The 24,328-nt window shown below is 62.0% G+C and carries 25 protein-coding genes; 7 read left to right on the top strand and 18 right to left on the bottom strand.

Going from position 1 to position 24,328, the window contains the following annotated elements; translation table 11 throughout:
- Positions 1 to 12: 12 nt before the first annotated feature.
- From rpe to A9K65_RS23710, 8 genes are read right to left on the bottom strand one after another with little or no spacing between them, the layout of a single operon-like run.
- Entirely contained in the window at positions 13 to 699 is a 687-nt protein-coding gene (gene rpe, locus A9K65_RS23745; protein ID WP_013532059.1) for a ribulose-phosphate 3-epimerase, read from the bottom strand.
- A gap of 58 nt (positions 700 to 757) precedes the next feature.
- Complete coding sequence (cbbX, locus tag A9K65_RS23740; protein ID WP_064995358.1) at positions 758 to 1,696, bottom strand: CbbX protein; 939 nt, start codon at positions 1,694 to 1,696, stop codon at positions 758 to 760.
- A 7-nt stretch (positions 1,697 to 1,703) separates the two neighbouring features.
- Positions 1,704 to 2,138 carry a ribulose bisphosphate carboxylase small subunit gene (locus tag A9K65_RS23735; RefSeq protein ID WP_013532057.1) on the bottom strand — a complete coding sequence of 145 codons (435 nt, stop codon included), beginning with the start codon at positions 2,136 to 2,138 and terminating at the stop codon, positions 1,704 to 1,706.
- An 18-nt stretch (positions 2,139 to 2,156) separates the two neighbouring features.
- On the bottom strand, positions 2,157 to 3,650 hold the full coding sequence (locus tag A9K65_RS23730; RefSeq protein WP_013532056.1) for a ribulose-bisphosphate carboxylase large subunit: 1,494 nt from the start codon (positions 3,648 to 3,650) through the stop codon (positions 2,157 to 2,159).
- A 21-nt stretch (positions 3,651 to 3,671) separates the two neighbouring features.
- Positions 3,672 to 4,751, bottom strand: a complete 1,080-nt coding sequence (gene fba, locus A9K65_RS23725; RefSeq protein ID WP_013532055.1) for a class II fructose-bisphosphate aldolase — start codon at positions 4,749 to 4,751, stop codon at positions 3,672 to 3,674.
- A gap of 11 nt (positions 4,752 to 4,762) precedes the next feature.
- Positions 4,763 to 6,775, bottom strand: coding sequence for a transketolase (gene tkt / locus A9K65_RS23720; RefSeq protein ID WP_064995357.1), 2,013 nt, complete (start codon positions 6,773 to 6,775; stop codon positions 4,763 to 4,765).
- 10 nt (positions 6,776 to 6,785) lie between these two features.
- Complete coding sequence (locus A9K65_RS23715; protein ID WP_013532053.1) at positions 6,786 to 7,658, bottom strand: phosphoribulokinase; 873 nt, start codon at positions 7,656 to 7,658, stop codon at positions 6,786 to 6,788.
- Positions 7,659 to 7,666: 8 nt separating this feature from the next.
- The gene (locus A9K65_RS23710; RefSeq protein ID WP_013532052.1) at positions 7,667 to 8,713 is read right to left on the bottom strand and encodes a class 1 fructose-bisphosphatase; all 1,047 of its coding nucleotides are present in this window, start codon (positions 8,711 to 8,713) and stop codon (positions 7,667 to 7,669) included.
- Between the two features lie 123 nt (positions 8,714 to 8,836).
- Between A9K65_RS23710 and A9K65_RS23705 the strand changes: the two genes are divergently transcribed.
- Positions 8,837 to 9,775, top strand: coding sequence for a LysR family transcriptional regulator (locus A9K65_RS23705; protein WP_013532051.1), 939 nt, complete (start codon positions 8,837 to 8,839; stop codon positions 9,773 to 9,775).
- 201 nt (positions 9,776 to 9,976) lie between these two features.
- Positions 9,977 to 10,177 carry a hypothetical protein gene (locus A9K65_RS23700; RefSeq protein ID WP_013532050.1) on the top strand — a complete coding sequence of 67 codons (201 nt, stop codon included), beginning with the start codon at positions 9,977 to 9,979 and terminating at the stop codon, positions 10,175 to 10,177.
- Positions 10,178 to 10,193: 16 nt separating this feature from the next.
- Here the strand turns inward: A9K65_RS23700 and A9K65_RS23695 are convergent, their stop codons facing one another.
- The 6 genes from A9K65_RS23695 to A9K65_RS23670 form a co-directional block, all read right to left on the bottom strand.
- Entirely contained in the window at positions 10,194 to 10,631 is a 438-nt protein-coding gene (locus A9K65_RS23695; RefSeq protein WP_245321881.1) for a hypothetical protein, read from the bottom strand.
- A gap of 191 nt (positions 10,632 to 10,822) precedes the next feature.
- Complete coding sequence (locus tag A9K65_RS23690; protein ID WP_063173657.1) at positions 10,823 to 11,659, bottom strand: ABC transporter permease; 837 nt, start codon at positions 11,657 to 11,659, stop codon at positions 10,823 to 10,825.
- A 35-nt stretch (positions 11,660 to 11,694) separates the two neighbouring features.
- The gene (locus tag A9K65_RS23685; RefSeq protein ID WP_024504382.1) at positions 11,695 to 12,483 is read right to left on the bottom strand and encodes an ATP-binding cassette domain-containing protein; all 789 of its coding nucleotides are present in this window, start codon (positions 12,481 to 12,483) and stop codon (positions 11,695 to 11,697) included.
- Between the two features lie 57 nt (positions 12,484 to 12,540).
- Positions 12,541 to 12,984, bottom strand: coding sequence for a hypothetical protein (locus A9K65_RS23680; protein ID WP_013532046.1), 444 nt, complete (start codon positions 12,982 to 12,984; stop codon positions 12,541 to 12,543).
- A gap of 29 nt (positions 12,985 to 13,013) precedes the next feature.
- Positions 13,014 to 13,985: a YVTN family beta-propeller repeat protein gene (locus A9K65_RS23675; RefSeq protein WP_013532045.1), complete on the bottom strand. Its 972-nt coding sequence runs from the start codon at positions 13,983 to 13,985 to the stop codon at positions 13,014 to 13,016.
- 21 nt (positions 13,986 to 14,006) lie between these two features.
- Positions 14,007 to 15,236 carry an ABC transporter substrate-binding protein gene (locus A9K65_RS23670; protein WP_027162614.1) on the bottom strand — a complete coding sequence of 410 codons (1,230 nt, stop codon included), beginning with the start codon at positions 15,234 to 15,236 and terminating at the stop codon, positions 14,007 to 14,009.
- Positions 15,237 to 15,486: 250 nt separating this feature from the next.
- Between A9K65_RS23670 and A9K65_RS36090 the strand changes: the two genes are divergently transcribed.
- The 4 genes from A9K65_RS36090 to A9K65_RS23645 are packed head-to-tail and all read left to right on the top strand — an operon-like array spanning position 15,487 to position 19,853.
- A complete protein-coding gene (locus A9K65_RS36090) occupies positions 15,487 to 17,316 on the top strand; it encodes a (5-formylfuran-3-yl)methyl phosphate synthase (protein WP_084016236.1) in 1,830 nt (609 codons plus the stop codon).
- 3 nt (positions 17,317 to 17,319) lie between these two features.
- On the top strand, positions 17,320 to 17,871 hold the full coding sequence (locus A9K65_RS23655) for a flavoprotein (RefSeq protein WP_013532041.1): 552 nt from the start codon (positions 17,320 to 17,322) through the stop codon (positions 17,869 to 17,871).
- The gene (locus tag A9K65_RS23650; RefSeq protein ID WP_064995355.1) at positions 17,864 to 19,258 is read left to right on the top strand and encodes a DUF6513 domain-containing protein; all 1,395 of its coding nucleotides are present in this window, start codon (positions 17,864 to 17,866) and stop codon (positions 19,256 to 19,258) included. Before A9K65_RS23655 ends, A9K65_RS23650 begins: the two co-directional genes overlap by 8 nt.
- Before the next feature lie 4 nt (positions 19,259 to 19,262).
- Entirely contained in the window at positions 19,263 to 19,853 is a 591-nt protein-coding gene (locus tag A9K65_RS23645) for a DUF447 domain-containing protein (RefSeq protein WP_064995354.1), read from the top strand.
- Between the two features lie 20 nt (positions 19,854 to 19,873).
- On the opposite strand, the gene A9K65_RS23640 is transcribed toward A9K65_RS23645, so the two are convergent.
- Positions 19,874 to 20,911 carry a hydantoinase/oxoprolinase family protein gene (locus A9K65_RS23640; RefSeq protein ID WP_064995353.1) on the bottom strand — a complete coding sequence of 346 codons (1,038 nt, stop codon included), beginning with the start codon at positions 20,909 to 20,911 and terminating at the stop codon, positions 19,874 to 19,876.
- 44 nt (positions 20,912 to 20,955) lie between these two features.
- On the opposite strand from A9K65_RS23640, the gene A9K65_RS23635 reads away from it, so the two are divergent.
- Positions 20,956 to 21,654: a HisA/HisF-related TIM barrel protein gene (locus A9K65_RS23635; protein WP_063173658.1), complete on the top strand. Its 699-nt coding sequence runs from the start codon at positions 20,956 to 20,958 to the stop codon at positions 21,652 to 21,654.
- A gap of 137 nt (positions 21,655 to 21,791) precedes the next feature.
- Here the strand turns inward: A9K65_RS23635 and fae are convergent, their stop codons facing one another.
- From fae to A9K65_RS23620, 3 genes are all read right to left on the bottom strand, one after another.
- The gene (fae, locus tag A9K65_RS23630) at positions 21,792 to 22,298 is read right to left on the bottom strand and encodes a formaldehyde-activating enzyme (protein WP_013532036.1); all 507 of its coding nucleotides are present in this window, start codon (positions 22,296 to 22,298) and stop codon (positions 21,792 to 21,794) included.
- Between the two features lie 149 nt (positions 22,299 to 22,447).
- Positions 22,448 to 23,323, bottom strand: coding sequence for a triphosphoribosyl-dephospho-CoA synthase (locus A9K65_RS23625; protein ID WP_338039876.1), 876 nt, complete (start codon positions 23,321 to 23,323; stop codon positions 22,448 to 22,450).
- On the bottom strand, positions 23,320 to 24,312 hold the full coding sequence (locus tag A9K65_RS23620) for a RimK family alpha-L-glutamate ligase (protein ID WP_245321880.1): 993 nt from the start codon (positions 24,310 to 24,312) through the stop codon (positions 23,320 to 23,322). Before A9K65_RS23620 ends, A9K65_RS23625 begins: the two co-directional genes overlap by 4 nt.
- Positions 24,313 to 24,328 lie beyond the last annotated feature (16 nt).

Raw genomic sequence — 24,328 nt, 5'->3', positions numbered from 1 at the left:
CGATGAAATGGTTTACGCGGCTTTCCGGATCGCACCGTCGGCCGCCTGTCGGATGGTTCCAATGTTGGCGCGGTAGGCCGCCTCGGCGCCTCCCTTGAACACGGCCGAACCGGCGACCAGCACATTGGCGCCGGCCGCGGCGACCAGCGGGGCGGTTTCGGCCGTGACGCCGCCATCGATTTCGATGTCAATCGGGCGGTGGCCAACCAATGCCTTGATTCGCCTGATCTTCTCGATGACCGCGGAAATGAAGGCCTGGCCGCCGAAGCCTGGATTGACCGTCATCAGAAGCACCAGATCGAGCCTGTCGAGCACATACTCGATGACGCTCTCCGGCGTCGAAGGATTCAGCGATACGCCGGCCTTCTTGCCGAGATTTTTGATCGCCTGCAGGGAACGATCGAGATGCGGCCCGGCCTCTGCATGCACCGTGATGATGTCGCAACCGGCGTCGGCGAAGGCGGCCAGATAGGGGTCGGCCGGCGCGATCATCAGATGGCAGTCGAAGATTTTGTCCGTTCGGTCGCGGATCGCCTTGATCACCGGCGGACCGAAGGTGATGTTGGGCACGAAGTGGCCGTCCATCACGTCGAGATGGATCCAGTCGGCACCCGCCCGCACGACAGCTTCGACCTCGTCGCCGAGCCGCGAGAAATCCGCGGAAAGCACGGAGGGTGCGATGATTGTCCCGGTGACCATGGTCGTCGTCTCCAATTCTGTCTGCGGTGTTGGTCGCTGCGCTGGCCGCTTCGTCCTGTCAGCGCATCTTCGTCTCCGGTTCGCCTTCCAGTTTCCCTTCCGCGAACACGCGGCTGCCGCGAATGTCGGATTCCTCGATGGTGATAAGATCGGCCTTGGTCAACACCCGGCTGCGCGATGCGAGAAGCCGGTTGGCCTGCCGCAGCCGCGCCCGGTCGAGCCCATTGCGAACCGAACGCGCGTTGGAGAAATGCGGCAGCCTCATGCGGATCGGAAGATACTCTTCGAGCGCCTGGGACGCCGCCTCGCTGAGGCGATAATTCTGCTCCGCGAGCATAATCTCGGCGATCGATTTCAGTTCGCTGACGCCATAGTCGGGGAAGTCGAGGTGGTGGGCGATGCGCGAACGCATGCCGGGATTGCTGTCGAAGAAGCGGTCCATCTTGTTCTTGTAGCCGGCAAGGATCACAACCAGATCGTCACGGTTGTTCTCCATGCACTGCAGCAGGATTTCGATCGATTCCTGGCCGTAGTCGCGTTCGTTCTCTGGCTTGTAGAGATAGTAGGCCTCGTCGATGAAAAGCACGCCGCCCATGGCACGCTTGATCACCTCGCGGGTCTTGGGCGCGGTGTGGCCCACATACTGGCCGACGAGATCGTCGCGAGTCACGGCGACCATGTGGCCTTCGCGGACATAACCCAGACGATGCAGGATTTCGGCCATCCTCAGCGCCACCGTGGTCTTTCCGGTGCCAGGATTTCCCGTGAAATTCATGTGCAGCGTCGGCGCGCCCGATGTCAGTCCGAACCTGCGGCGAAGCCGGTCGACCAGGAGGAGGGCGGCGATCTCGCGGATGCGGGTCTTGACCGGCTTCAGGCCAACGAGTTCTCGGTCGAGCTTGTCCATCACCTCGTCGATGTTGGACGCCTCGAACTCGGCCTGCAGATCAACCGTCGCGTCCTGTGCGGCAGCGTCCTTTGTCATCGCGTTCAGCATGGTTCGGCTAGCTCCGCTCGCCCTCGGGCCTGTCGGTCGCATAAGGCACGATCGAATAACCCTGGCTGCGGCCGTCACGCTCCTGGCGCAGCAGCCGGAACCCGGGTTCGCTGGGCGGCCGGTTGACAATGAACGACATGCGCGGCGCTTCCCAGCCCTTGGTCGAATCGAAGGCGGTTACCCGCACATACATGTTCGGACAGGCTTTCCGGCAAGCATTGACCTCGAGCAGTATGCCCGCCGGATCTTTCAAGTCGAACATGGGGTTGCCGTACATTTCCCAATAGGTGTTTCGCGGATGCGGATCGTCCGTGTACTCGACGCTGACCGCCCAATGGTTCTTCAGCGCGTATTTGATCTGCGCCGAAATCTGCTCGTCGGTCAGGTCGGGCAGGAACGAGAACTGCCCCTGTGTGACCTTGTTTCCCGGATTGGTCATCATGACGACGGTTCCTTTCGTCTAGAAGCTGGGCGTTGCGGTTGGCACGAAGTCGGCCGTGTCGGTCGATTCGTAGTTGAAGGTGACGTCCTTCCAGGTCTCCAGGGCAGCCTTCAGCGGCGTGCACCATCTGGCCGCCTGTTCGAGGATCTTGGTCCCTTCGCGCAAATAATCGCGCCCCTCGTTGCGGGCCAGGATCATCGCTTCCAAGGCGACGCGATTGGCCGTCGCGCCTGCCTGGATACCGTCCGGATGGCCGATCGTGCCGCCGCCGAACTGCAGGATGACATCCTCGCCGAGATAGTGGATCAACTGGTGCATCTGGCCGGCATGGATGCCGCCCGAGGCAACGGGCATCACCTTGTTGAGCGAGGCCCATTCCTGATCGAAGAACAGCCCGGTTTCGAGGTTCTGCGGCGTGCGCTCCTCGCGCAGCGTGTCATAAAATCCCTTGATCATGAGCGGGTCGCCTTCCAGCTTGCCGACCACCGTGCCGGCATGGATGTGGTCGACGCCGGCCATGCGCATCCATTTGCAGATGACGCGGAAATTCATGCCGTGGTTCTTCTGGCGCGAATAGGTCGAGTTGCCGGCACGGTGCAGGTGCAGGATCATGTCGTTGCGGCGTGCCCACTTGGCCATCGACTGGATCGCTGTGTAGCCGATGACCAGATCGATCATCACAATGCAGGAGCCAAGTTGCTTGGCGAATTCGGCGCGCTCGTACATCTCCTCCATCGTGCCGGCGGTGACGTTGAGGTAATGGCCCTTGACCTCGCCGGTGGCAGCCGACGCCTTGTTCACGGCCTCCATGCAGTAGAGGAAGCGGTCGCGCCAATGCATGAAGGGCTGTGAGTTGATGTTCTCGTCGTCCTTGACGAAGTCGAGGCCGCCCTTCAGCGCTTCATAAACGACGCGCCCGTAATTGCGTCCCGACAGGCCGAGCTTCGGCTTCGTCGTCGCGCCGAGCAGCGGCCGGCCGAACTTGTCGAGCCGCTCACGCTCCACCACGATGCCGGTCGCCGGCCCCTGGAAAGTTTTGAGATACGCCACCGGGATACGCATGTCTTCCAGCCGCAAAGCCTTGACTGCCTTGAAGCCGAACACATTGCCGATGATCGATGCGGTCAGGTTGGCGATCGAGCCCGGCTCGAACAGGTCGAGGTCGTAGGCGATGTAGGCGAAGTACTGTTGCTCGGTCTTGGTTCCGGGACCGGTGTTCGGCACCGGCTCGGATCTGAACGCCTTGGCGCGATAGAGCTCGCAAGCTGTCAGCCGGTCGGTCCACACCACGGTCCACGTTGCGGTGGAGGATTCACCGGCGATGGCGGCTGCCGCCTCCTCATGGTCGACACCGGGTTGCGGCGTGATCCGGAACATGGCGATCAGATCGGTTTCCTTGGGCCTGTAGTCAGGCTCCCAGTAGCCCATCTTCTTGTAGGGGATGACCCCTGACTTGTAGCGCTCCTTGCCTTCCTTGAGCGTCCCCGCTGGCAGTATGTCGATCTTGTTCATGACAGGTCTCCTGTTTGTTGCTCAGGCGGCTTTCGCGGTTGCGATTTGGGGGTCGAGTTTTCCCGCGGCGTAACGTTTCGCCATCTCGTCCATGGCGATGACCTTGATCTTCGAGGCGTTGGACGCCGTGCCGAAACGCTCGAAGCGGTCCCGGCAAAGGTCGCGCAAGGCATCCATGGCGGGCTTCAGGAATTTGCGGGGATCGAACTCGCGCGGGTCTTCCGTCGCGACGCGGCGGAACTGCCCGGCCATGGCCATGCGGCAATCGGTGTCGATATTGACCTTGCGCACGCCGTAGCGGATGCCGCGCTCGATCTCCTCGACCGGGACGCCAAAAGTCTGGGGCATCTCGCCGCCGTATCTGTTGATGATGTCCTGCAACTCCTGCGGCACAGAGGAAGAGCCGTGCATGACCAGATGCGTGTTGGGCAGCTTCTCGTGGATCGCCTCGATCACCTGCATGGCCAGGATGTCGCCGTCCGGCTTGCGGGTGAATTTGTAGGCACCGTGCGAGGTGCCGCAGGCAATCGCCAGCGCGTCGACCTGGGTTGCGGTCACGAAGTCGACCGCCTGATCGGGATCGGTCAGGAGCTGGTCGTGGGAGAGCGCGCCCTCGGCGCCGTGGCCATCCTCGGCCTCGCCTTGGCCGGTTTCCAGCGAGCCGAGCACGCCCAGTTCGCCTTCGACGGAAGCGCCGACCCAATGCGCCATACGTGCGACGCGTTCGGTTATGGCGACGTTGTAGTCGTAGCTTGCCGGCGTCTTGGCGTCCGCCATCAAGGATCCGTCCATCATCACCGAGGTGAAGCCGTGGCGGATCGCGGAAAGGCAGGTGGCCTCGCTGTTGCCGTGGTCTTGATGGATGCATAGCGGGATGGTTGGGTGGATTTCGGTCAGCGCCTCCATCATCTTGGCCAGCATGATGTCGTTGGCATAGGACCGGGCGCCACGCGAAGCCTGGATGATGACAGGCGCGTCGCAGGCCTTGGCCGCTTCCATGATGGCGAGGCCCTGTTCCATGTTGTTGATGTTGAATGCCGGTACGCCGTAGCCGTGCTCGGCGGCATGGTCGAGAAGCTGGCGAAGGGTGATGCGAGCCATTGTGAATCCTCCTAGATGATGAGCTTCAGCGCCGCTGCAGCAACCGCTTCGGACGTTATGTTGAAATGCCGGTAGAGGTCGGGGGCAGGGGCGCTGGCGCCGAAGCCGGTCATGCCGACGAAAGCGCCGGTCTCGCCGATCCAGCGGTCCCAGCCCAGCCGGGCTGCCGCTTCGACCGCGACGCGCGGCGCCGAGCCGAGGACGGCCTTGCGGGTGGCGCTTTCCTGCTCCTCGAAAAGCTCCCAGCACGGCATCGACACGACGGCGGCGGCGACACCATGCCCGGTCTCCAGCCTTTCGGCGGCAGCAACCGCGATCTCGACCTCCGAGCCGGTGGCGATCAGGGTGACGGCACGGTGCTCGGCTGGTTCGCGCAGGACGTAGGCACCCTGGCGGGAGCGGTTCTCGTCACTGTGCGACCGACGCAGCATCGGCAGGTTCTGGCGCGACAGCACCAGGACGCTCGGCCGATCCTTGCTCTTCAGCGCGAGTTCCCAGCACTCCGCCGTTTCGATGACATCCGCCGGACGGAAGACGTTGAGATTAGGCGTCGCACGCAGCATCGCAAGGTGCTCGACCGGCTGGTGCGTCGGGCCGTCCTCGCCGAGGCCGATGGAATCGTGTGTCATCACATAGATGACGCGCTGGCCCATGAGCGCCGAGAGCCGCATCGCGCCGCGCGCATAATCGGCGAAGCACAGGAACGTACCGCCATAGGGCACGAAACCTCCATGCAGCGCGATGCCGTTCATGGCGGCCGCCATGCCGTGCTCACGAATGCCGTAGTGAATGTAGCGGCCGGCATAGTCACTCGGCGCAATGCGGTTCATGCCCTTGGTGATCGTCAGATTCGAGTGCGTCAGATCGGCCGAGCCGCCGACGGTCAATTCCGTTGCGCCGTTGATGGCCTCCAGCGCCATTTCGGAGGCTTTTCGCGTCGCCACCTTGGTTGCCTTCTCGACATGTTCGCGACGAAAGGCTTCGAGCGCGTCGAAGACCGTGTCGGCCAGTTCGGCGGCGACGGCGTTTTCAAAAGCCTCGCGTCGCGGCGAGGCGGCAAGCCGCTGCTCCCAGGCGCGCCGCATCGCTTCGCCGCGACCGGCAATCTCGCGCCAGGCGAAAAGGATATCATCCGGCACCTCGAACGGCGCGTGGGCCCAGCCGATGTTTTCGCGTGTCGCGGCGATCTCTGCTTCACCCAGCGGTGCGCCGTGCGTCTTTTCCGAACCGCCGAGATTGGGGGCACCCATACCGATCACTGTGCGGCAGGCAATCAGCGATGGCCGATCCGACCGCCGCGCCGCCTCGATTGCCGCGGCGACTGCTGCCATGTCGTGCCCGGCGACACTTTGGACATCCCAGCCGGCGGCCTTGAAGCGCGCCGGCTGGTCCATCGACGTGGAGAGGGAGGTCGGCCCGTCAATGGAAATCGCATTGTCGTCCCAGCAGACAATCAGGCGGGAAAGCTTCAGGTGACCAGCGAGGTCTATCGCCTCGTGACTGATTCCCTCCTGAAGGCAGCCGTCGCCCGCAATCACATAGGTATGATGATCGACCAGATCGGCACCGTAGCGGGCGGCAAGCATGCGTTCCGCCAGCGCCATGCCGACCGCCGTGGAAATGCCCTGTCCGAGCGGTCCGGTGGTGGTCTCCACGCCAAGCGCATGGCGGTATTCCGGATGTCCGGCGGTGCGGCTGCCCAACTGCCGAAATCGCTGCAATTCCTCGACCTGCATGTCTTCGTAGCCGAGCAGATGATGCAGCGCGTATTGCAGCATCGAGCCGTGGCCGGCTGAAAGCACGAAACGGTCACGGTCGGGCCAGTCCGGTCTCGACGGATCGATATTGATGAAGCGGTTGAACAGCACCGTTGCGACATCGGCCATGCCCATCGGCATGCCGGGATGACCCGAATTCGCCTTTTGAACGCTGTCCATCGCCAGCGCGCGAATGGCGTTCGCCATGTCGCGCTCCGAGACGGGAGCGGTTGTGGTGACGGGCTTCAGTGCTGTTTGGCTGGTCATTGCATCCTCCTCACGACACACGGCTCTTGCGTTCAACCAATTGCAGGATGAGCGGCGTCAGGATCAGCTGCATGGCAAGATCGAGCTTGTTGCCTGGCACCACGATGGAATTTGGCCGCGACATGAACGAGTCGTGGATCATCGACAGCAGATACGGAAAATCGATGCCGCGCGGATTGGCGAAGCGGATAACCAGCATCGATTCGTCGGGTGTCGGAATCCAGCGCGCGATGAACGGGTTGGACGTATCGACGATCGGCACGCGCTGGAAGTTGATGGCGGTCTGCGAGAATTGCGGGACAATGTAGCGGACATAGTCGGGCATCCGGCGCAGGATCACGTCCATCACCGCCTCGGTGGAATAGCCGCGTGTCGAACGGTCGCGATGGATCTTCTGGATCCATTCGAGATTGATGACCGGCACGACGCCGATCTTGAGATCCGCATGCTTGGCCAGATTGATCGTGTCGGTGACGACACAGCCGTGCAGCCCCTCGTAGAAGAGCAGGTCGCTGGGAGCGAATTCGCGCCATTCGGTAAAGGTTCCCGGTGGCGTGCCGTGCTGCTTTTCCTCTTCCTCATCATGAATGTAGGTGCGGGTCTTGCCGGTTCCGCGGCGGCCATATTCCGCGAACACCTCTTCGAGAATTCCGAGTTCGTTGGCCGCGGCATTGAAATGGGTGAAGTTCGGGTTGCCGGCCTTTTCCTCCTCGGCCACCTTTGCCTTCATCGCCGCGCGGTCGTAGCGGTGAAATGCGTCGCCTTCGATGAAAGCGGCCTCGATGTTCTCGCGCCGGAAAATCAGCTCGAAGATGCGCTTGACCGAGGTCGTGCCGGCGCCCGACGACCCGGTGATGGTGATGATGGGGTGCTTGGCTGACATGGTGCTGCTCAGGCTCTGAACAGGCCGCGGCGGCTGAACAGCGGCGCACGCTCACCGATGTTGCTCGGCTCTGTGTGGTAGCGCGTGATGCGCGCGACTTCCCGCGCCGACCCGAAGATCATCGGCACGCGCTGATGCAGGCTCTCGGGCTCGATTTCCAGGATGCGGGTGATCGCGTCGGTGGCGGCACCGCCAGCCTGCTCTATGAGATAGGCGATCGGGTTGGCCTCGTAGACGAGGCGCAGCCGTCCCTGACCATAGCCCTTGCGCCGATCGCCGGGGTAGAGAAAAACGCCGCCGCGCATCAATATGCGGTAACAGTCGGCGACCAGAGAGGCGATCCAGCGCATGTTGAAATCCTTCTCGCGCGGTCCTTCGGTGCCCTCCAGGCAGTCGTCGACATAGAGCCGCACAGCCTCGTCCCAGTGCCGGTAGTTGGCGGCGTTGATGGCGAACTCCTGAGTGCGTTGCGGAATGATCCGGCTTTCATAGGCCTGGACGAAGGTGCCGAGCCTTGTCGAGAAGACGAAGACATGCGTGCCGCTGCCGAGCGACAGGACGAGTGCCAGCTGCGGCCCATAGATGAAGAAACCGGCGCCTAGCTGGTTCACGCCCGCCTGCAAGAAAGAGGCGGCCGGATCAGCGTCCGGCGCGCCAGTTGCGGTCAGGAGCGAGAAGATCGTTCCGATCGACACGTTGGTGTCGATGTTGGAAGAGCCGTCGAGCGGATCGATCGCAATGGCGAGTGGCGCTTGCCTGTCGAGCAGGACTGGCTGCTCCAGCTCCTCGGAGGCGTAAAGCGCCACCGGCGCACGGCGCATGGCGTCGAGGAAGATGTCGTCGGAGAAGACGTCGAGATCCTTCTGGACGTCGCCGTCGGCATTGGCGCCACGGGTCTCGGCAAAAGCGGCGCCGAGCACCCCTTGGTTGATGGTGTTGCGGACCTTGATGGCGGCCTGTGTCAACTGACGAACGGTTGTCACAACGGCCGAGCGGAATTCGTCTGGCTGGCCGAGATAGGAGTTCAGAAAAGCGTCGAGCGTTGCCGCTGGCATCGTAACCTCCCCTCCCGCCGCATCTCCTCGGAGCGGCTGGACTGGAGGAATGGAAACAAACGTCGCACGATAAGTAAAATTCAATAACTTTACCTGGTCAGTAAAAATAGTTTAGTATGCGACATGAGAAATCTCACGCTCAAGCATTTCAAGACCGTCCAGGCAATCATCAAGTGCGGCAAAATTGTCAGCGCAGCCAAGATGTTAGGCCTGTCTCCTCCAGCGCTGACAATCCAACTGCGACAAGTGGAGGAAGAATTCCAGCTGGCTCTGTTCGACCGAACGTCGGACGGCATGCGTCCCACTGCCGCAGGTCTGGCTTTCGTCGAGACAGCGCAGGTTATCGAGGAGCATCTCGGTTTGCTCGAAGACAAGATGGATGCCATCAAGGGCGTACGCACCGGCAGCTTGAGGCTCGGCGTCGTTTCCACAGCCAAATATTTCGCGCCGCGGCTGATGGCTGCGTTCATGAAGGACCATCCCGACATCGACATGCGGCTTGCCATCGGCAATCGTGCCCAGACGATCGACAACCTCAGGAACCACGACATCGATATCGCGCTGATGGGGCGTCCGGCGAAAGAGGTTCCGGTGCGTGCTTCGGTCTTCGGTGATCATCCGCTGGTCATCATCGCGCCGCCCGACCATCCCTTGGTGGCGGCGCGCGATATCTCCAAGGAGCGGATTGCCGAGGAGCATTTCCTTATTCGCGAGCCCGGCTCCGGAACCCGTATCTCGTTGGAAATATTCCTGAGCGACGTGCCTGGGCGCATCGACGACCTCGGTGTCGAGATGGCCTCGAACGAAACGATCAAGCAGGCGGTGATGGCTGGTCTGGGCATCGCCTTCATCTCTGCTCACACCATCGCTGCGGAAACCGAGGCAGGCCGGCTTGTCATCCTCGACGTTGTCGGCATGCCGATCCGCCGACAATGGTTCTCGGTGATGCGAACCGATCACGCAATCTCGCCGGCGATGGCCACATTCAACGATTTCCTGATGCGCAAGGGCGCAATGTACCTGCCCCTTTTCGGAAAGCTGTATCCAGACAAGGCTGGATGACACTGCACGAGCGCAACGGATGAAAGTCCGGTGGAGAACGCCCGCGCTCGTTGGTATTATATAAGCGATATGTTATGTTGCAGTGCGAAAGAGCGGGGGCCACGTCCTTTCACACCGTAAGCGATCTGTATGTGCAACCCCTGCAGACTGTTCGGAACTCTCCCGGGTATGGGTTCGGGAATTCGATGGGGAAAAGGGGTAATGCTTTACACACTCGTTATGATGGTCTGCCTGACGGATGGACCGCGGACCTGCGAACAACGCGAGGAAATGGTAGACGGTCTGGCGATGAATCCCGGGACTGCCTTCATGCAGGCGCAGCCGCTGGTGGCAAGGTGGATCGAGACGCATCCCGGTTATTTCGTGCAGCGCTGGCGTGTGCTGCCTGGCAGAGAGTCGTGAGACAGGCGGCCAAGGTCTATTTCTTCACGGCGAGCGTTTCCGAGACAGTCTTCGACAACTGGTAAAGCCGCTGCTCGATTATCGTCGGCACATCGCAGACATAAGTCAGCGACTGGACGCGTTCGTTGAAAATTCGCGTCGCGAAATTCAGTTGGTCGGTTCGCCGTTCTACTTCGTCCGGATCCGCATCGGCCTTGGCGCGCAGCGCGTCCACTTCGGATGCTTCCTTGCGCAACTGTGCCGCCATTTCCAGCTGTTTGTGGGCATAGCGGGAGATGCCGGAGATCACGTGCGAACGCTCGGCGTCCATGTGATCGAACATTCCCTGCACCAGCATCGTCATTTTGGTTGCGACCTGCTCGGGCGGTAGGGAAGTCGCGAAATCCTTGATCTCCTTCTGGGCTTGTGCAATCGGCGTCCGCCGGGCCGCCACAGCATCGACAAGCGCCGACACGCCTGGATCCTTCGCCCAATCCTTCGCGGTCGCCGGAAGCTCCGGCCCATTCCAGATCTGGCCAAGCGAGAGCTGTGGCACCTTACGCTGCATGCAGGGCCAGTCGGGATCGGTGTTTGCCGCGCCGGCGCCCCCCATCGACGCAAGCGTGGTGACCAGAACCAGAGTGTGAACAAGTCTCATTCGCGCCATCAGGCGTTTCCTCCCATGTCCTGTTTGCGGATCACCAAACCGCGCGAAGGGTCGTATGCGATGATGGCGCCGCCCAGGAACAGCAGCGTGCAGCCGGCGACGACGCCCAGCGACAGCCATTCGATCTGCCCGTAGAAGGCAAAACGGATCAGTTCGACGGCATAGGTGAACGGGTTGCAGAGGCAGATCTTGTAGAGCAGGGGGCTCGCCTCCTGGATGCGCCACAAGGGATACAGCGCCGGAGACGCGAAATAGCCGGGAAAGATGACGAAGTTCATGATGCCGGCGAAGTTTTCAAGCTGCTTGATCAGCGAAGACAAGAGCATGCCGAGCGCGCAAAGCATCATGCCCGACAGGAACAGTGCCGGCAGAACATAGAGGTAGCCGAGTGGCGGCGCTTTGACGCCCCACAACCAGGCAACGATCAGGAACGCGTAGACCTGCACGATCGATACGGCCACACCGGCCAGCATCTTCGACACCAGCAGGAACCAGCGTGGAAACGGGCTGACCAGCAGGATGCGCATGTTGCCCATCTCGCGGTCGTAGACCATCGACAGCGAAGACTGCATGCCGGAAAACAGCAGGATCATGCCGCAAAGGCCCGGCGTGATATAGACCTCGTAGAGCACATAGGTCTTGTAGGGCGGGATGATCGACACGCCAAGCACCTGGCGAAAGCCGGCCGCGAAGATGAACAGCCAGACGAGCGGCCGGACCAGCGAGGAAATGAAGCGTTCGCGCTGGTGCAGGAAGCGCAGGCACTCGCGCAGGACGACGCCTTTCAGGCAAATGAGATAGTGGCGCAGGCCGAATGGCTCAGACCGCAACGGCATGATGCCGGCGACCTTTCCGGGCATCGCAGGAGCGCTCATGGCGACGTCTCCGTCATGCCCGCCGCATCGACGCGGCTGAGCTTCGAAAAGGTTTCGCGAATCGAACTTCCGCCGTTCGCACGGATCACATCCGACACCTTGCCGCTGGCGACCAGGTCACCCCGCCGCAGTATGACGACATGGTCGGCGTCTTCGACTTCGTCGATCAGATGCGTGGCCCAGAGCACGCCGATGCCCTCTGCTTGGACGAGCTTGCGGATGGTGGCGAGGATGCCCGCACGAGATTCGATATCCAGGCCGACGGTCGCCTCGTCAAGCAGGAGCAGGGAAGGTCGGTGCAGCAGCGCCCTGGCGATTTCGATGCGCCGCATCTGACCGCCGGAGAGGCTGCGTGCCTTGTCATGCTGGCGGCCCTGCATGTCGACCGTTTCCAGCAGCGCGGCAATGCGCTGGCGAGCTTCGCGTCCGCCAATGCCATGCAGCGAGGCATGGTAGGAGAGATTCTGGTAGACGCTGAGGTCGAGATCGAGCGTGCGTGCCTGGAACACGATGCCGACCCGTCTGAGTGCTTCGCCGGACGCGCGGCGAATGTCATGGCTGAAGATGCGGATCGATCCGTGACGCGTGTCGTAGAGGTGGCTTATCAGTGAGAACAGCGTCGTCTTGCCGGCCCCGTTGAGGCCGAGCAGAACGGTGAAAGTCGCCGGCGCGATCGAGAAGGAGACGTCGTTGAGCGCCCGCTTCTGGCCATAGGAATGGCTGACGGCTCGGACATCGAGCGCCGCCACCTCGTCTCCCGGTCCGCTTGTCCTCATATGCTGCATACCGGATCGCTCCTTCAGGACGCGTTGGCCTATTGGCGCCCCTGATCGCCTTTTGTCTTACTTGATCGTAATCTTGCCCTTCAGTCCCTTGTCGGCAAGGTCGGGAACCGACCAGGTATATTCGCCCGGGCGAACGGTATGGAACTGCACCTGGATCGTTCCCGCGTCGTCGAATTCCAGCCAGGCCGGTCCGCCGTCCATATGCACTTCCAAATCGTTGATGACGATCTGGTCCATCCAGACATTGCGGAAGAGATCGGTCACGAACTTGTACTCGAAACCGCCCTTGGACGTGATCTTCCAGCGATAGCCCTGGCCGGCGATCAGCTCGAAGTCCTTCTGATTGACCGCATAGGTGGAATCGGCCGAACCGATAATCAATTCCGGCAGGTTCTTGCTGGCACGCGACGGTTTTGACGTCGCATCGTCGGCGTTTGCTACGATCGGAGCAAGGACAAATCCGGCGAGCGCGGCGAAGAAAAACCTACGGCAAAGTTTCATGTCTTGAGCCTCCCGATGATCAATGTCTGCTATTTGGGCGAAATGACCACACCCCAGGGCTGCTGGCCCACAGTGAGCGATTGGACCGGCTCGTCGGTGGCCGTGTCGATGAAGGTGATATCGTTGGAATTGCCATTCGTGGTGATCAGCGTTTTCTGGTCGGGCGTGAAGGCCAGATGCCAGACGCGCTGGCCGACGAGGATGTATTTTTCCACCTCATAAGTGTCGGTATTGATCACCGCGACATGGTTCGCCGGGCCGAGCGCGACATAGGCTTTCTTGCCATCGGCGCTGATGGCGATGCCTACCGGCTGGATGGTTTCGGCCCGCAGTCCCTGAATCGCGAACTGGATCTTCTTCACCACTTCGCGTTTGGCGTTGTCGATGACGCTGACGGTGCCGCCGACCTCGGCGCTGACCCAGACCTGCGAGCCGTCGGGCTTGAATTCGGCGAAGCGAGGGCGCGTGTCGACCAGCACATTGTCGGTCACCTCATGCGTGCCGGTGTCGATGAAATGCGCCATGCTGGTGGTTTCCGAGGTGTTGACCATGGTCTTGCCGTCGGGGCTGACACCCATGCCTTCCGGCTCCACGCCGACTGGTATCTCGGCCAGGACCTGCTTGCTTTCGACGTCGATGGCGGTGACGAGATTGTCGTCCTCATTGGCGACATAAAGCGTCTTGCCGTCGGGCGAGAGGACGAACAATTCGGGATCGGGGCCGGATGGCAGCGTACCGACAATTTCAAGTGTCGCGGTGTCGATGATTTGGATCGTGTCGTCATCGCTGGCGCATAGATAGACGAATTTGCCGTCATGCGAGATGGTGATGCCGCGAGGTCTCTGGCCGACTTCGACGGTCTTCACCACCTGCATCGTCGCCGTGTCGACGACGGTCATCGTGTTGTCCTTCTCGTTGGACACGTAAGCCGTATAGGCCGATGCCGGGCTGGCCGTGAAGCCGGCCGCGAGAATGGCGAATGCGCAAGCTCGTTTCTGCACGCAAATTCCTCCCGATTGACTCTACTTGAGAGCGCATTTCGTTTCCGGCTGATCGACACCGAGAGTGTCGAGTTCGGAGACCTGGTGAAGATAGCCCTCCTGTGGCGATGTCGAGACGACCGACTTGGTATCGCCAAGCAAGATCGGCTGGCGAAGCTGGAGGTTCCATTTGCGGAAGGTCAGCTTCTGCCCCTTGAAAGCAGCAACCGAAAAATCGTCAGAGCGTATATAGTCGCTGATCTTTTTCGCATCGTCGCCCTTGGTGCGCGTGGTGGCCTCGCCGACCGCACGCACCGCGGTCCAGGCCGACATGTCTTTGGAGAGCATCCGCCGGCTCGTCGTCTTCAGGAAGCGGCTCTGCATCTGGATGCCGCCCCATTGTTCGCTGGCGGGATGCCATGACGATGCAACCAGACCGGCCGTGCCGGCGACCAGCCGCGGCGTCCAGGTGCGGTAGGGCACGTAGGTGCCGAAAACCTCGCTTTCGTCGGCGACAAGCACCACGTCGTGCTCCGGGAGGTCTTGCGTGAACACGGAAATCTGCTGCTGTATCTGCGTGGCGCCGGTGTCGGTGCGCCTGGCTGTGCCGGTATCCTTGAATTCCTTCTCGGCGACGATCTGGCCGCCGAAGCGGGTTGCCGCGCGGCGCAGCGCATCGGCGTAGAGATGGTCCTGCTCATGCGATCCATAGAGCAGCACCCAATTCGGCCACTTCTTCACCATGAGATACTGCGCCAGCGCGTCGGCCAGCATGCTGCGCGTCGGCGCGATATGGAAAACGTTGATGCGGCAGTCCTCCTCGCGAAGGCTGTCGTCGGTGGCGCCGACGTTGAAGATCAGCACGCCTTTGTCGCGGGCGATGTCGGCGATCGACAGCAATTGTTTGGCTGAAAGATCGGCGACCACATAGCGGTCGCCCTTGGCGATCATGCCTTCGAATGCCTGAACCGCGTCGCCGTCGGGCTTGACCTCGGTCACGTCGAGGCTGAATTTCTGGTTGGTGAACTTTCCCGTCGTGTTGTTGTCGCCGATCGCCACCTCGGCACCGGCGACACCTTCGTCACGTGGCGGCAGGTCGAGCATGGAAAGCGTCAATTGCGGTGCGTAGGCCCGCAAATAGCCTATCTTGATTTCAGTTATCTTTTTTTCCGGCTTCGCCACCGTTTCCTGGCCTGTCGCGTCGGAAACGTTGACGGTCAGGGAAAAAAAGCACAAAAAGGCAGCGAGAGTGCCTGGCACCGCGCTCGTCATCGATAGTAATTACCCATTCTTGCGCAGAGGTTCGACGGTTGCCGGACCCGCGCCAAGTCAAGGTGCCCATGATCAACTTAGCCGACCCGCAAAATTTATCAAACCCTATAGGACGACTTTTCGCGCCTGCCAGAACGGTGCGGAAGGTCGCCAGCGTCGATTCGCATGGCAACACCGGCGAGACGTGGCGCAGGGGGATCGACCGCCTCTATAAAAGCGTCTTGTCCTCCAAACTGGAGAAACTGTTCAAATGACCAGAATGCTGGCAAGCGTCACCGGCATCCAAGAGGCGGAGATCGCTCTTTCTGGAGGTGTCGATACCGTCGACCTGAAGGACCCGAAGGCGGGAGCCCTGGGCGCGGTGTCCATGGAAACCATGCTCCGAACGATCTCTTTCATCGCGGGTCGGGCTCCGGTCAGCGCTGTCTGCGGCGACCTGCCGATGGAACCCGAAACGATCCGCATCAAGGCCGAAGAGATCGCGGCGACCGGCGTCGACTATGTGAAGATCGGATTTTTTCCTTCGGCAAATATCTCTGCCTGCGCACAGGCGCTTGAACCGCTCGCCGCACGAACGAAGCTGATTGCCGTGCTGTTTGCCGATCTGGCGCCGGACTTCGAGCTTCTGCCGATGTTCGCCAGGCATCGCTTCCACGGCGTGATGGTTGATACCGCGCAAAAGGGGAAGGGCCGGCTGCTCGATCATCTGCCGCCGGAGCGTATTCCGGGATTCGTCGATCGAACGAAATCGCTCGGTCTGATGGTCGGCCTGAGTGGATCGCTGGAAGCTCCGGATATTCCGCGCCTATTGCCTTTCGCTCCCGATTTTCTCGGCTTTCGGGGGGCGCTGTGTGGCCATTCCGGTCGCACGAGTTCGATCAGCGCCGAGGCGGTCTCGCAGATTCGCGAGTTGATTCCAGCGGAATCCGGGACCGGCGATCAATCGAGTATCGACTATCGCCTGTTGGCAGCGAGAGGCTATTCGCCGGACACCGACCCGACACTGGGCACGGACAGGATTTTTGTGCGGGATTTTGTTCTGCCGGTCCAGATCGGTGCCTACAGCTTCGAGCATGGCCATACTCAAAAAGTGCGCTTTGATGTGATCGCCGACGTGCTGCAAATCACCGACCATCCCGAGGACATGCGCCATGTGTTCTCCTACGACATCATCATGGACGGCATTCGCACCATCATCGCGCGGGGCCATATCCAGCTCAGCGAGGCTTTGGCCGAGCAGGTGGCAGCGCACGTGCTGGAGAACCAGCGTGTCGTGCGCGTCACGGTTAGGGTGGAAAAGCTCGAGCTCGGCCCTGGCGGCGTCGGCGTTGAGATCGAACGCAAGCGCCAATCGGCGGGACGCGGTGCTGCCTCCGGCATTGCTGGCCGAAAAGACCGAAGCGTTGTTTTCCGGCCGCGCCAGGAGCGCCCCGAAATGCTTCGACGGGCCATCGTCAAGCTTGGCGGCAGCACGGCCCATGCGGCGGAGATGAAGAGCTGGATCGCAGCGCTGGCGGGTTCCAGGCTGCCGATCGTCATCGTGCCCGGCGGCGGGCTCTTTGCCGATCATGTGCGCGAGACGCAGACCAGCATGGATTTTTCCGACACCGCCGCTCATGCCATGGCGATCCTGGCCATGGAGCAGTTCGGCCATGTCATCCTCGACCGGGACGAAAGGCTGGCGCCGGCACGGTCGCTGGACGAGATCGGGCGAGTGTTGGAGGCGGGGAAGGTTCCGGTGTGGCTGCCGTCGTCACTGGCACTGGCGGCGCTGGATGTTCCGGCCTCCTGGGACATTACCTCCGATTCTCTGGCCGCCTGGCTTGCCGGCAAGCTTGGCGCAAACGCGCTGTTGCTTGTCAAGCAGACCGGTGCATTCTTCGACAGCGATACCGCTGACAGCCTGAGGGCCCGAGGCATTGTCGACCCAGGCTTTGCCGCCATGCTGCCCGACGGCATCGATTTCCATCTCGCCGGTCCGAAGGATGCTGCCGGGGCCGGCGCGATGCTCGCGTCGGGCAAGCTGCCCGGCATCCGGATAGTGGCTTCAACAGGGTCGTCGGCAAAGAAGGCGGGATAGCCGATGGTGAAGCTGCATGTGCCGCGCTGGGCGTGGGTTTTGACGGGTTCCGGGCATTTTTTTACGGAGAGCTTCGCACTTGTTCGCCAGCTCGAACATTGCGATGTCTTCGTGTCTAAGGCCGCCAACGAAGTGCTGCGCATGTACAAGCTTAAACTTGATTTCCCGGAGACGACGCGCGTGCTGCACGACAAGACCGCGAGCGCGATCCCGGTCGGCGAATTCTACCACGGTGTCTATCACACGGTCGTGGTGGCGCCGGCTACGTCCAACACGGTCGCCAAATGCGTGCATGGCATTTCCGACACGCTCGCCACCAATGTCTTTGCCCAAGCGGGAAAGTGCCGTGTGCCAGCCATCGTCTTTGCTTGCGACACCGCGCCGGAACTCGAAACCCAGGCACCGCACGGGCTGGTCAAGGTCTATCCGCGCAGGATCGACCTGGAAAATACCAAACAGTTGAAGAGTTTCGAGCGGACCCTGGTGGTCGAGTCGCTCGCTGATCTGGAAGCCTCGCTCACACGGCGCCAGGCCGAACTCGCAAGCGATGGCTGAGCGGCTGGTTTTTCTTACCGGCCATCTGGCCAAGGCGCGGCTGGAACGGCTGCTGACCGGGCTGGGCAGAACCGAATTCGCGTGGGAAATCGTCGACGTCGGCGTCAAGGTCGCCGCGCTGATGAGCGAGGACATCGTGAAGCGTCGGCTCACTCTGACAGGAGACGTCGACCGCGTCATCCTGCCCGGACGCTATCGGGGAAACATCGAACACCTGTCGGAGCATTTCGGCGTGCCCTTTGTGCGCGGCCCCGACGAGATCGCCGACCTTCCGGCCTTCCTTGGCCGGGCGGGCAAACCGCCGGATCTGACGCGTCACGATATGCGCATCTTCGCCGAGATCGTCGATGCGCCGATGCTGTCGGTCGAGGCCCTGATGGCGAGGGCCTCGATGCTGGCTGCGGCCGGCGCCGATGTCATCGATCTGGGCTGCCTGCCGGAGACGCCGTTTCCGTTGCTGGCTGAGGCAGTGCGGGCACTCAAGGCACAGGGGTTTGTGGTCAGCGTCGATTCGGCCAGCGCAGACGAACTGTCGATCGGTGCGCACGCCGGCGCGGACTATCTTCTCAGCCTCGATGAGAACACGCTGCCGTTGATCTTCGACCATCGGGCTACGGCAGTGTTGATACCCTCCATCCCCGGCGATCTGGATTCGCTCGGCCGGGCGATTACCGCGGCACAAAAGGCCGGCGTCGCCTTCATTGCCGATCCCGTGCTCGACCCGATCCATTTCGGCTTCGCCGTTTCACTCGGGCGCTTCATCGAGGCGCGGCGCCGTTGGCCGGACATCGAATTGCTGATGGGCACCGGCAATCTCACCGAATTGACCGACGCCGACAGTTCCGGCGTTACAGCCGTTCTAGCGGGGCTCTGCTCGGAACTCCGGATCCGGAACGTGCTGGCGGTGCATGTCAGCCCACACACGGTGCGCACGATCGAGGAGCACGATATCGCCCGCCGCGTCATGTTGGCTGCTTGCATGGACGGCGCGTTGCCGCGCGGCTATCACCCAGGCCTGTTGCAGGTCCACGATCGCAAGCCTTTCACAGCCTCAACCGACGATATCGAGGCATTGGCGGCCCAGGTGCGCGATGCCAACTTCCGGATCGCGGTAGCGGAGGACGGCATCCATGTTTTCAATAGCAAAGGGCATGCGGTTGCCACGGATGCGTTCGAACTTTTTGCCGGGCTGGACGTCAACGCCGATGGCGCACACGCTTTTTACCTCGGCGCGGAACTGATGAAGGCGGAGATCGCGTGGCGCCTCGGCAAGCGTTATGTGCAGGACGAGCCGCTCGCATGGGGCGTTGCCGCGCCGGCACCCGAAACCGACCGTACCCGTCTTGCCGAGCCGGGCAAGACGCTCCGCGCAAGGAAAGAGCGCTAGGACCATGCCCTACATTCGCGAATCGATCATCACGACGGTCAACAAGGCAGGCAACGTCCACATCGCGCCGATCGGCATCATTGCCGAGAATGACGGTTGGGTTATCGCGCCGTTCCGGCCGTCGGTCACGCTCGACAATCTCGCCGAAGTGCCGTTCGCCATCGCCAATTATACTGACGACGTGCGTGTCTTTGCCGGCTGCCTGACAGGCCGCAAGCATTGGCCAACCGTTCCGGTTGACGGGTTTCCGGTGCCGAGGCTCGAGGCGGCGCTGGCGTATTCGGGCCTCGAAGTCCGGGCGGTCGATGACAATGGTGTGCGCCCCCGCCATTTCTGCCGCGTGGTGCGGGAGGAAACGCGCGCGCCGTTCACCGGCCTCAACCGAGCCAAGGCGGCGGTGCTTGAGCTGGCCATCCTGGTCAGCCGGCTCGGCATGCTGCCGCGCGACAAGATCGAGGCGGAAATTGCCTACCTTTCAATTGCCATCGAAAAGACCGCAGGCGAGGGCGAAAAGGAAGCCTGGGGCTGGCTGATGCAGCGTATCAGCGATCACTTGACCGCCAAAGGTTCGGGTAGCGAGGACCCGCGAGCATAGGCGCGAGCGCCGCAACCTGCTTACGAAGGATATGCCGCCAAAAGCGCCACCGCGGACGCGGGTGCCGCGCTGCTCGCTTGCCCGCGAACAGTGTCATCGGCGGGGATGATGTCGGCGAAATCGACGTAACTGCGTTCCATGCGTTCGGCCAGCCGCCTGATCTGCCAGCGACCGCTTCCGGCGCCGACGATCGGGACATCCCGAGACAGGGTTCCGGCAACCAGCGCCGCTGCATCGTGCACTTTGCGCAGTTGCTGCTCGCTGAACCAGCGCGCGACTTCACCCCATTCCGGCGGGGTGAGGTCGGTGGCGTCGCGCCCCACCATGCGCGCCAGCCGCGCGATCGAGCCGTCCACGGTCTTTTCCTTGCCGTCGGCGGGAGGGTGCCTGTCGTCGTCCTCGTCGAGCACGCCCAGGATGCGGTGAGCGTCGGCGATCGAGGCGAAATATTCGTTCATCAGCGGCGTTAGCCTGCCATGGACGGGAGCCGACGAGGCTACGCCGAACAGGAATGTCCTGGTAAAGCCGGTATAGACCAATTCGCCGGTTAGAAGCCGTCCGGCATCGGTGTAGCCGTCATTGGCCACGGCGCCGTTCTTGATGGCAATAATATCGGTGGTGGTGGAGCCCATGTCGACGAACAGGGCATCGCCGGCGAGTTTTGCCACCAACAAGGCTGTCGCGTGCCAATTGGCGGAAGCCACATCGGCGGTCAGCTGCGCTGCCCGCTCGACTCCGACGAAACCGGACGGTCCGGCATAGACCAGCTTTTTGTCTGCGGGGAAATGGGTGGAAATCTGACCCAGCAGAGCCGCCACGCCGGCATCGCGGGACGGAAAGATGTCCGACAGTTCGCCCGTCATGGTGAATGCGTTGAGATCCGCACCCGCGTAGATCGGAGCCGTTTCGTCGAGGGCTGAAGCCAGCTTGTCCAGCCCTTGCCAGAGCGGCGTTGCGATCGTTACCGCCTCGACGATGCGACCGTCTTGTGCGCGGGTCACCTTCAGATGCGCGCCGCCAATGTCGAAACCGGCAATGATGCCCTTTCTTTTTTCCACGCTTCAAGCTTTCATGACGGGGGCAATTGGTCGGTGAAAAAGCGTTGCGTATCATTCCGGTTCTCGACCTGAAAGACGGCGTGGTGGTTCGCGCCCAGCAGGGAAAACGCGATCGCTACAGGCCGATCGTTACGCCGCTCAGCCGAAGCCCTGATGTGGTCGCGGTCGCTGAAGGACTGCGTGGGCTTTATCCTTTTTCCACCTTCTACATCGCAGATCTGGACGCTATCGAAGGCGGAGCGCCAAACAGCGACGCACTCGCCCGGCTGAGGACGATGGCGGAGCCGCCGAAACTTTGGGTCGATGCCGGCGTGGCCGACGAAAAGACACTTTTGGCGGCGCTTGCCGAACGCTCGCTGTCTCCTGTTCTGGGCTCTGAATCGCAGCGAGACGACATGTTGCTGCGGCGTTTTCGCGATCATCCCGATCTCATCCTGTCCCTTGATTTCGTCGGCGATAGTTTTTGCGGGCCGCGTTCTCTTCTCGATGAGCCCGAGCTTTGGCCGCAAAAGGTGATTGTCATGACGCTGGCCAAGGTCGGTGCGGCCGCCGGTCCCGACTTCGGGCGGTTGCAGGAGGTCAAGGCCAAGGCCGGAAATCGCGCTGTCATTGCGGCCGGCGGTGTCCGCGACGAGAACGACATCAGGGCCTTGTCCGCCATGGGCGTCGCCGCGGCACTGGTCGCAACCTCATTGCACAACGCTACGCTCACGCCCGGCCGCCTCGCGTCACTCGGCGCCTGATCATCGTTGCTCGTCAGCTCCCGAAGGGCGTGCGCCCTTCGGGAGCTGACGTTTCAAAAGCCCAGAACCTTTTTCAGCCGGCGCAACAGACCATCCGTCTCAGAAGAGGGTTTTTCCTGTGCGGGGCTGTCTCTTGTCTAGGCTGCGAACGGATGCTTGACCTTGTCGCGCTGGGCCGTTGCTTCGGCGGCGGTCGGGGTTCCTGCAACGGCGCGCTGGATGGCTTCCTTTGTCGCCTCGTAATTGTATTTCTGGATCTTGGCGTCGTCCGCCGCGTCCCAATGGATGAATACCCCGACGCAGATGAACACGTCGTCTGCTTCGTTGGCCGGAATGGTCCCGTCCGCAACGCTGTCCTGCACGGCCTTTGCCACGGCGTGCTGCGCCGGGCCGAACATCTGGACCGCCTGTTTGGCGCCCTTGATCGTGACCTTGTTGAACATCACGGTGTTGGGTTTGCATTGAAGATTGGGCGCGATCACCGCCAAAAGCGAAGTAAAGCCGTCCTTGTTGTTGGTAAGCGCGTTGCAAAATGCCGTTTCGACCGCGCTCCCCCGCGGGCCGATGAGCAGGTCGACATGCGCGACTTCGTTGCCGTCTCCCACCAGCGATTCACCGACCATAACCTTTGAGATTTTTGCCATGCCAATTTCCTCCAAGACACAATTATGATGTCCACGGACGCTGCAACCGAGCAGGCGCTCGATGGACAGCTATCCTTGTTGGCAGCGTCCGGATTTGCCCGGACCGGTTGGCTAGATAGCCGCGGAAGCACAGCTTCCGCTTTTGGAAGTCAAGCACCAACGCCGCGATTATGCAAGGTGAGGGCGAGGGTGTGGACTAAAAGAGTAGCCACGGTGAGGTCGGCCGAGGTGCCGGGGTTGATGTTGTCGGCCTTCAGCCGGCGGTCGAACTCCATGAGCAGACGAATGCGCGACGGTTCGTCGCCCTCGGCATGGAGCGCCGCCTGAACGGCAACGGCTTCCTGCCGCGCCTGATTTGCGACGTGAACGCCGTGCTTGCGCATCACATGGCTGTCGGGGAAGCCGGCGAGAAACGCCATGTAGACGAACACCGTCGGCCACATGCCGTCTTCTTCACGTGCCAACGCTCCATCCAGCGCGGCGTGCCCGACCCCGAACACGTCGCCGAAACAGTTGCTGTACTGGCGAGCGATCATGTCGCGGTCGGCAGCCTCCCTCATCGCGTCCAGCAAATGGACCTTCGGCTCCTGCCGCACATCGTTGGCGGCTTCTCCGAGGCCGCCTGGCGCGGCCGTGACGATCGCCTCGAATACCGCCTTGGTATCCTGCACGCTCAAAGCCCGAAGCAGCGAATCGAGATTGTCACGCAGTCTGTCACCGCCCATTTCGGCGGCGCATATCAGAGGCCCTGCCAGAAGGATGATTCCGAGATTGGTATTGGTTGCGACCGCCAGTCGTGTCGCGCGCACCGCCTCCAGCATCCGCTGCCCGACCGGCAGACGAGGATCGGTCAGCGGCCCGGAGGAAACCTCCGCACTTGTCATGAACTGGGCGGCGGACATGCCGTGTCCGTCGGCGAACAGATGGACGTTGCCCGGCTTTAGGGCTTCGATCTCCATCCTGCAGGCATTCTTATAGCTGGCCCGGAGGCGTTCACGCGAAAGCGCCAACTTGCCCGCCCTCACGAATTCGCAGGCGCGGCAAAACGGTAGGGCCGCGGTGCGGCGGCCGCCTCGGCGCGATCGGCCAGAAGTTTCAGCAAGGCATCGGCGATTGCTTCGGCGATGTTCACGGCGACCACCGACTGCAATCCCGACCATGCGGGCATGCTGTTCACTTCGAGTATGAACAGATTGCCGTCGTCAGCCCGCACGATGTCCACGCCGGCAAAATCCGCGCCGACCGCGGCTGACGCAGCGACGGCCAGCGATGCCAGTTCCGCCTTGCCATGTTCGGAAACCTGTTCCGGCACGCCACCCCGGTTGACGTTCGTGATCCAGTCGTCGCTGATGCGGCTCATCATCGCCACGGTCTCTCCGGCGCAGACAAACACGCGGAAATCCCGGAAAGGCGGACCGGCACGCGACACATATTGCTGAAGGTAGTAGACGCTGTTCACCTCTTCTGCGGCCGGCAGGTCCGAGAGCGTGCGGATCAGCTTTATGCCGCGGCCTTGCGCCCCGAACAATGGTTTCAGCACCAGCGGGCCCCGCGGAAGCTCTTGCGCCGCGACCTCCTCGGCGACGGCAAGTCCTTCTACGGCAAAGGTGCGTGGCGTAGGCAGGCCGGCATTTTTCAGGAGGAATGTCGTCATCGACTTGTCGACGCAGCGCTCGATCGCCTGCGCGGAATTCCATACGGGAACCGACAGTCTGCTTAACGCGTGCAGCACCCCGAGGCGCCGGGTAACCGCTTCAAACGATCCGGCGGCGATCGAACGGACGAGCACGGCGACGGGCAGCGTGCCGCCGAAGCCGGGGATCGCAAGTCCGCTCGGGCTGCTGGTATCGAATGCGATCGCCGCCAGCGGCACGGCTGTAACGGCGGCGCCCCCCCGACCAAGTCCTGCCGCCAGGCCGTTGGAGCCGGTGTCCACTTTGTCGCTGACGATCAGGATGCGAGGGATCATGTGGCCTCTCGGGTGCGGGAATGTCGGCGGCGCGAGCGATTCCACGCCCTCATGGCAGCGT

The sequence above is a fragment of the Mesorhizobium sp. WSM1497 genome (assembly GCF_001672455.2).
GTDB classification, from domain to species: Bacteria; Pseudomonadota; Alphaproteobacteria; order Rhizobiales; family Rhizobiaceae; genus Mesorhizobium; species Mesorhizobium ciceri.
Note: the sequence above shows the minus strand (reverse complement) of the source record. Positions and strands in the feature narration are given on the sequence as shown.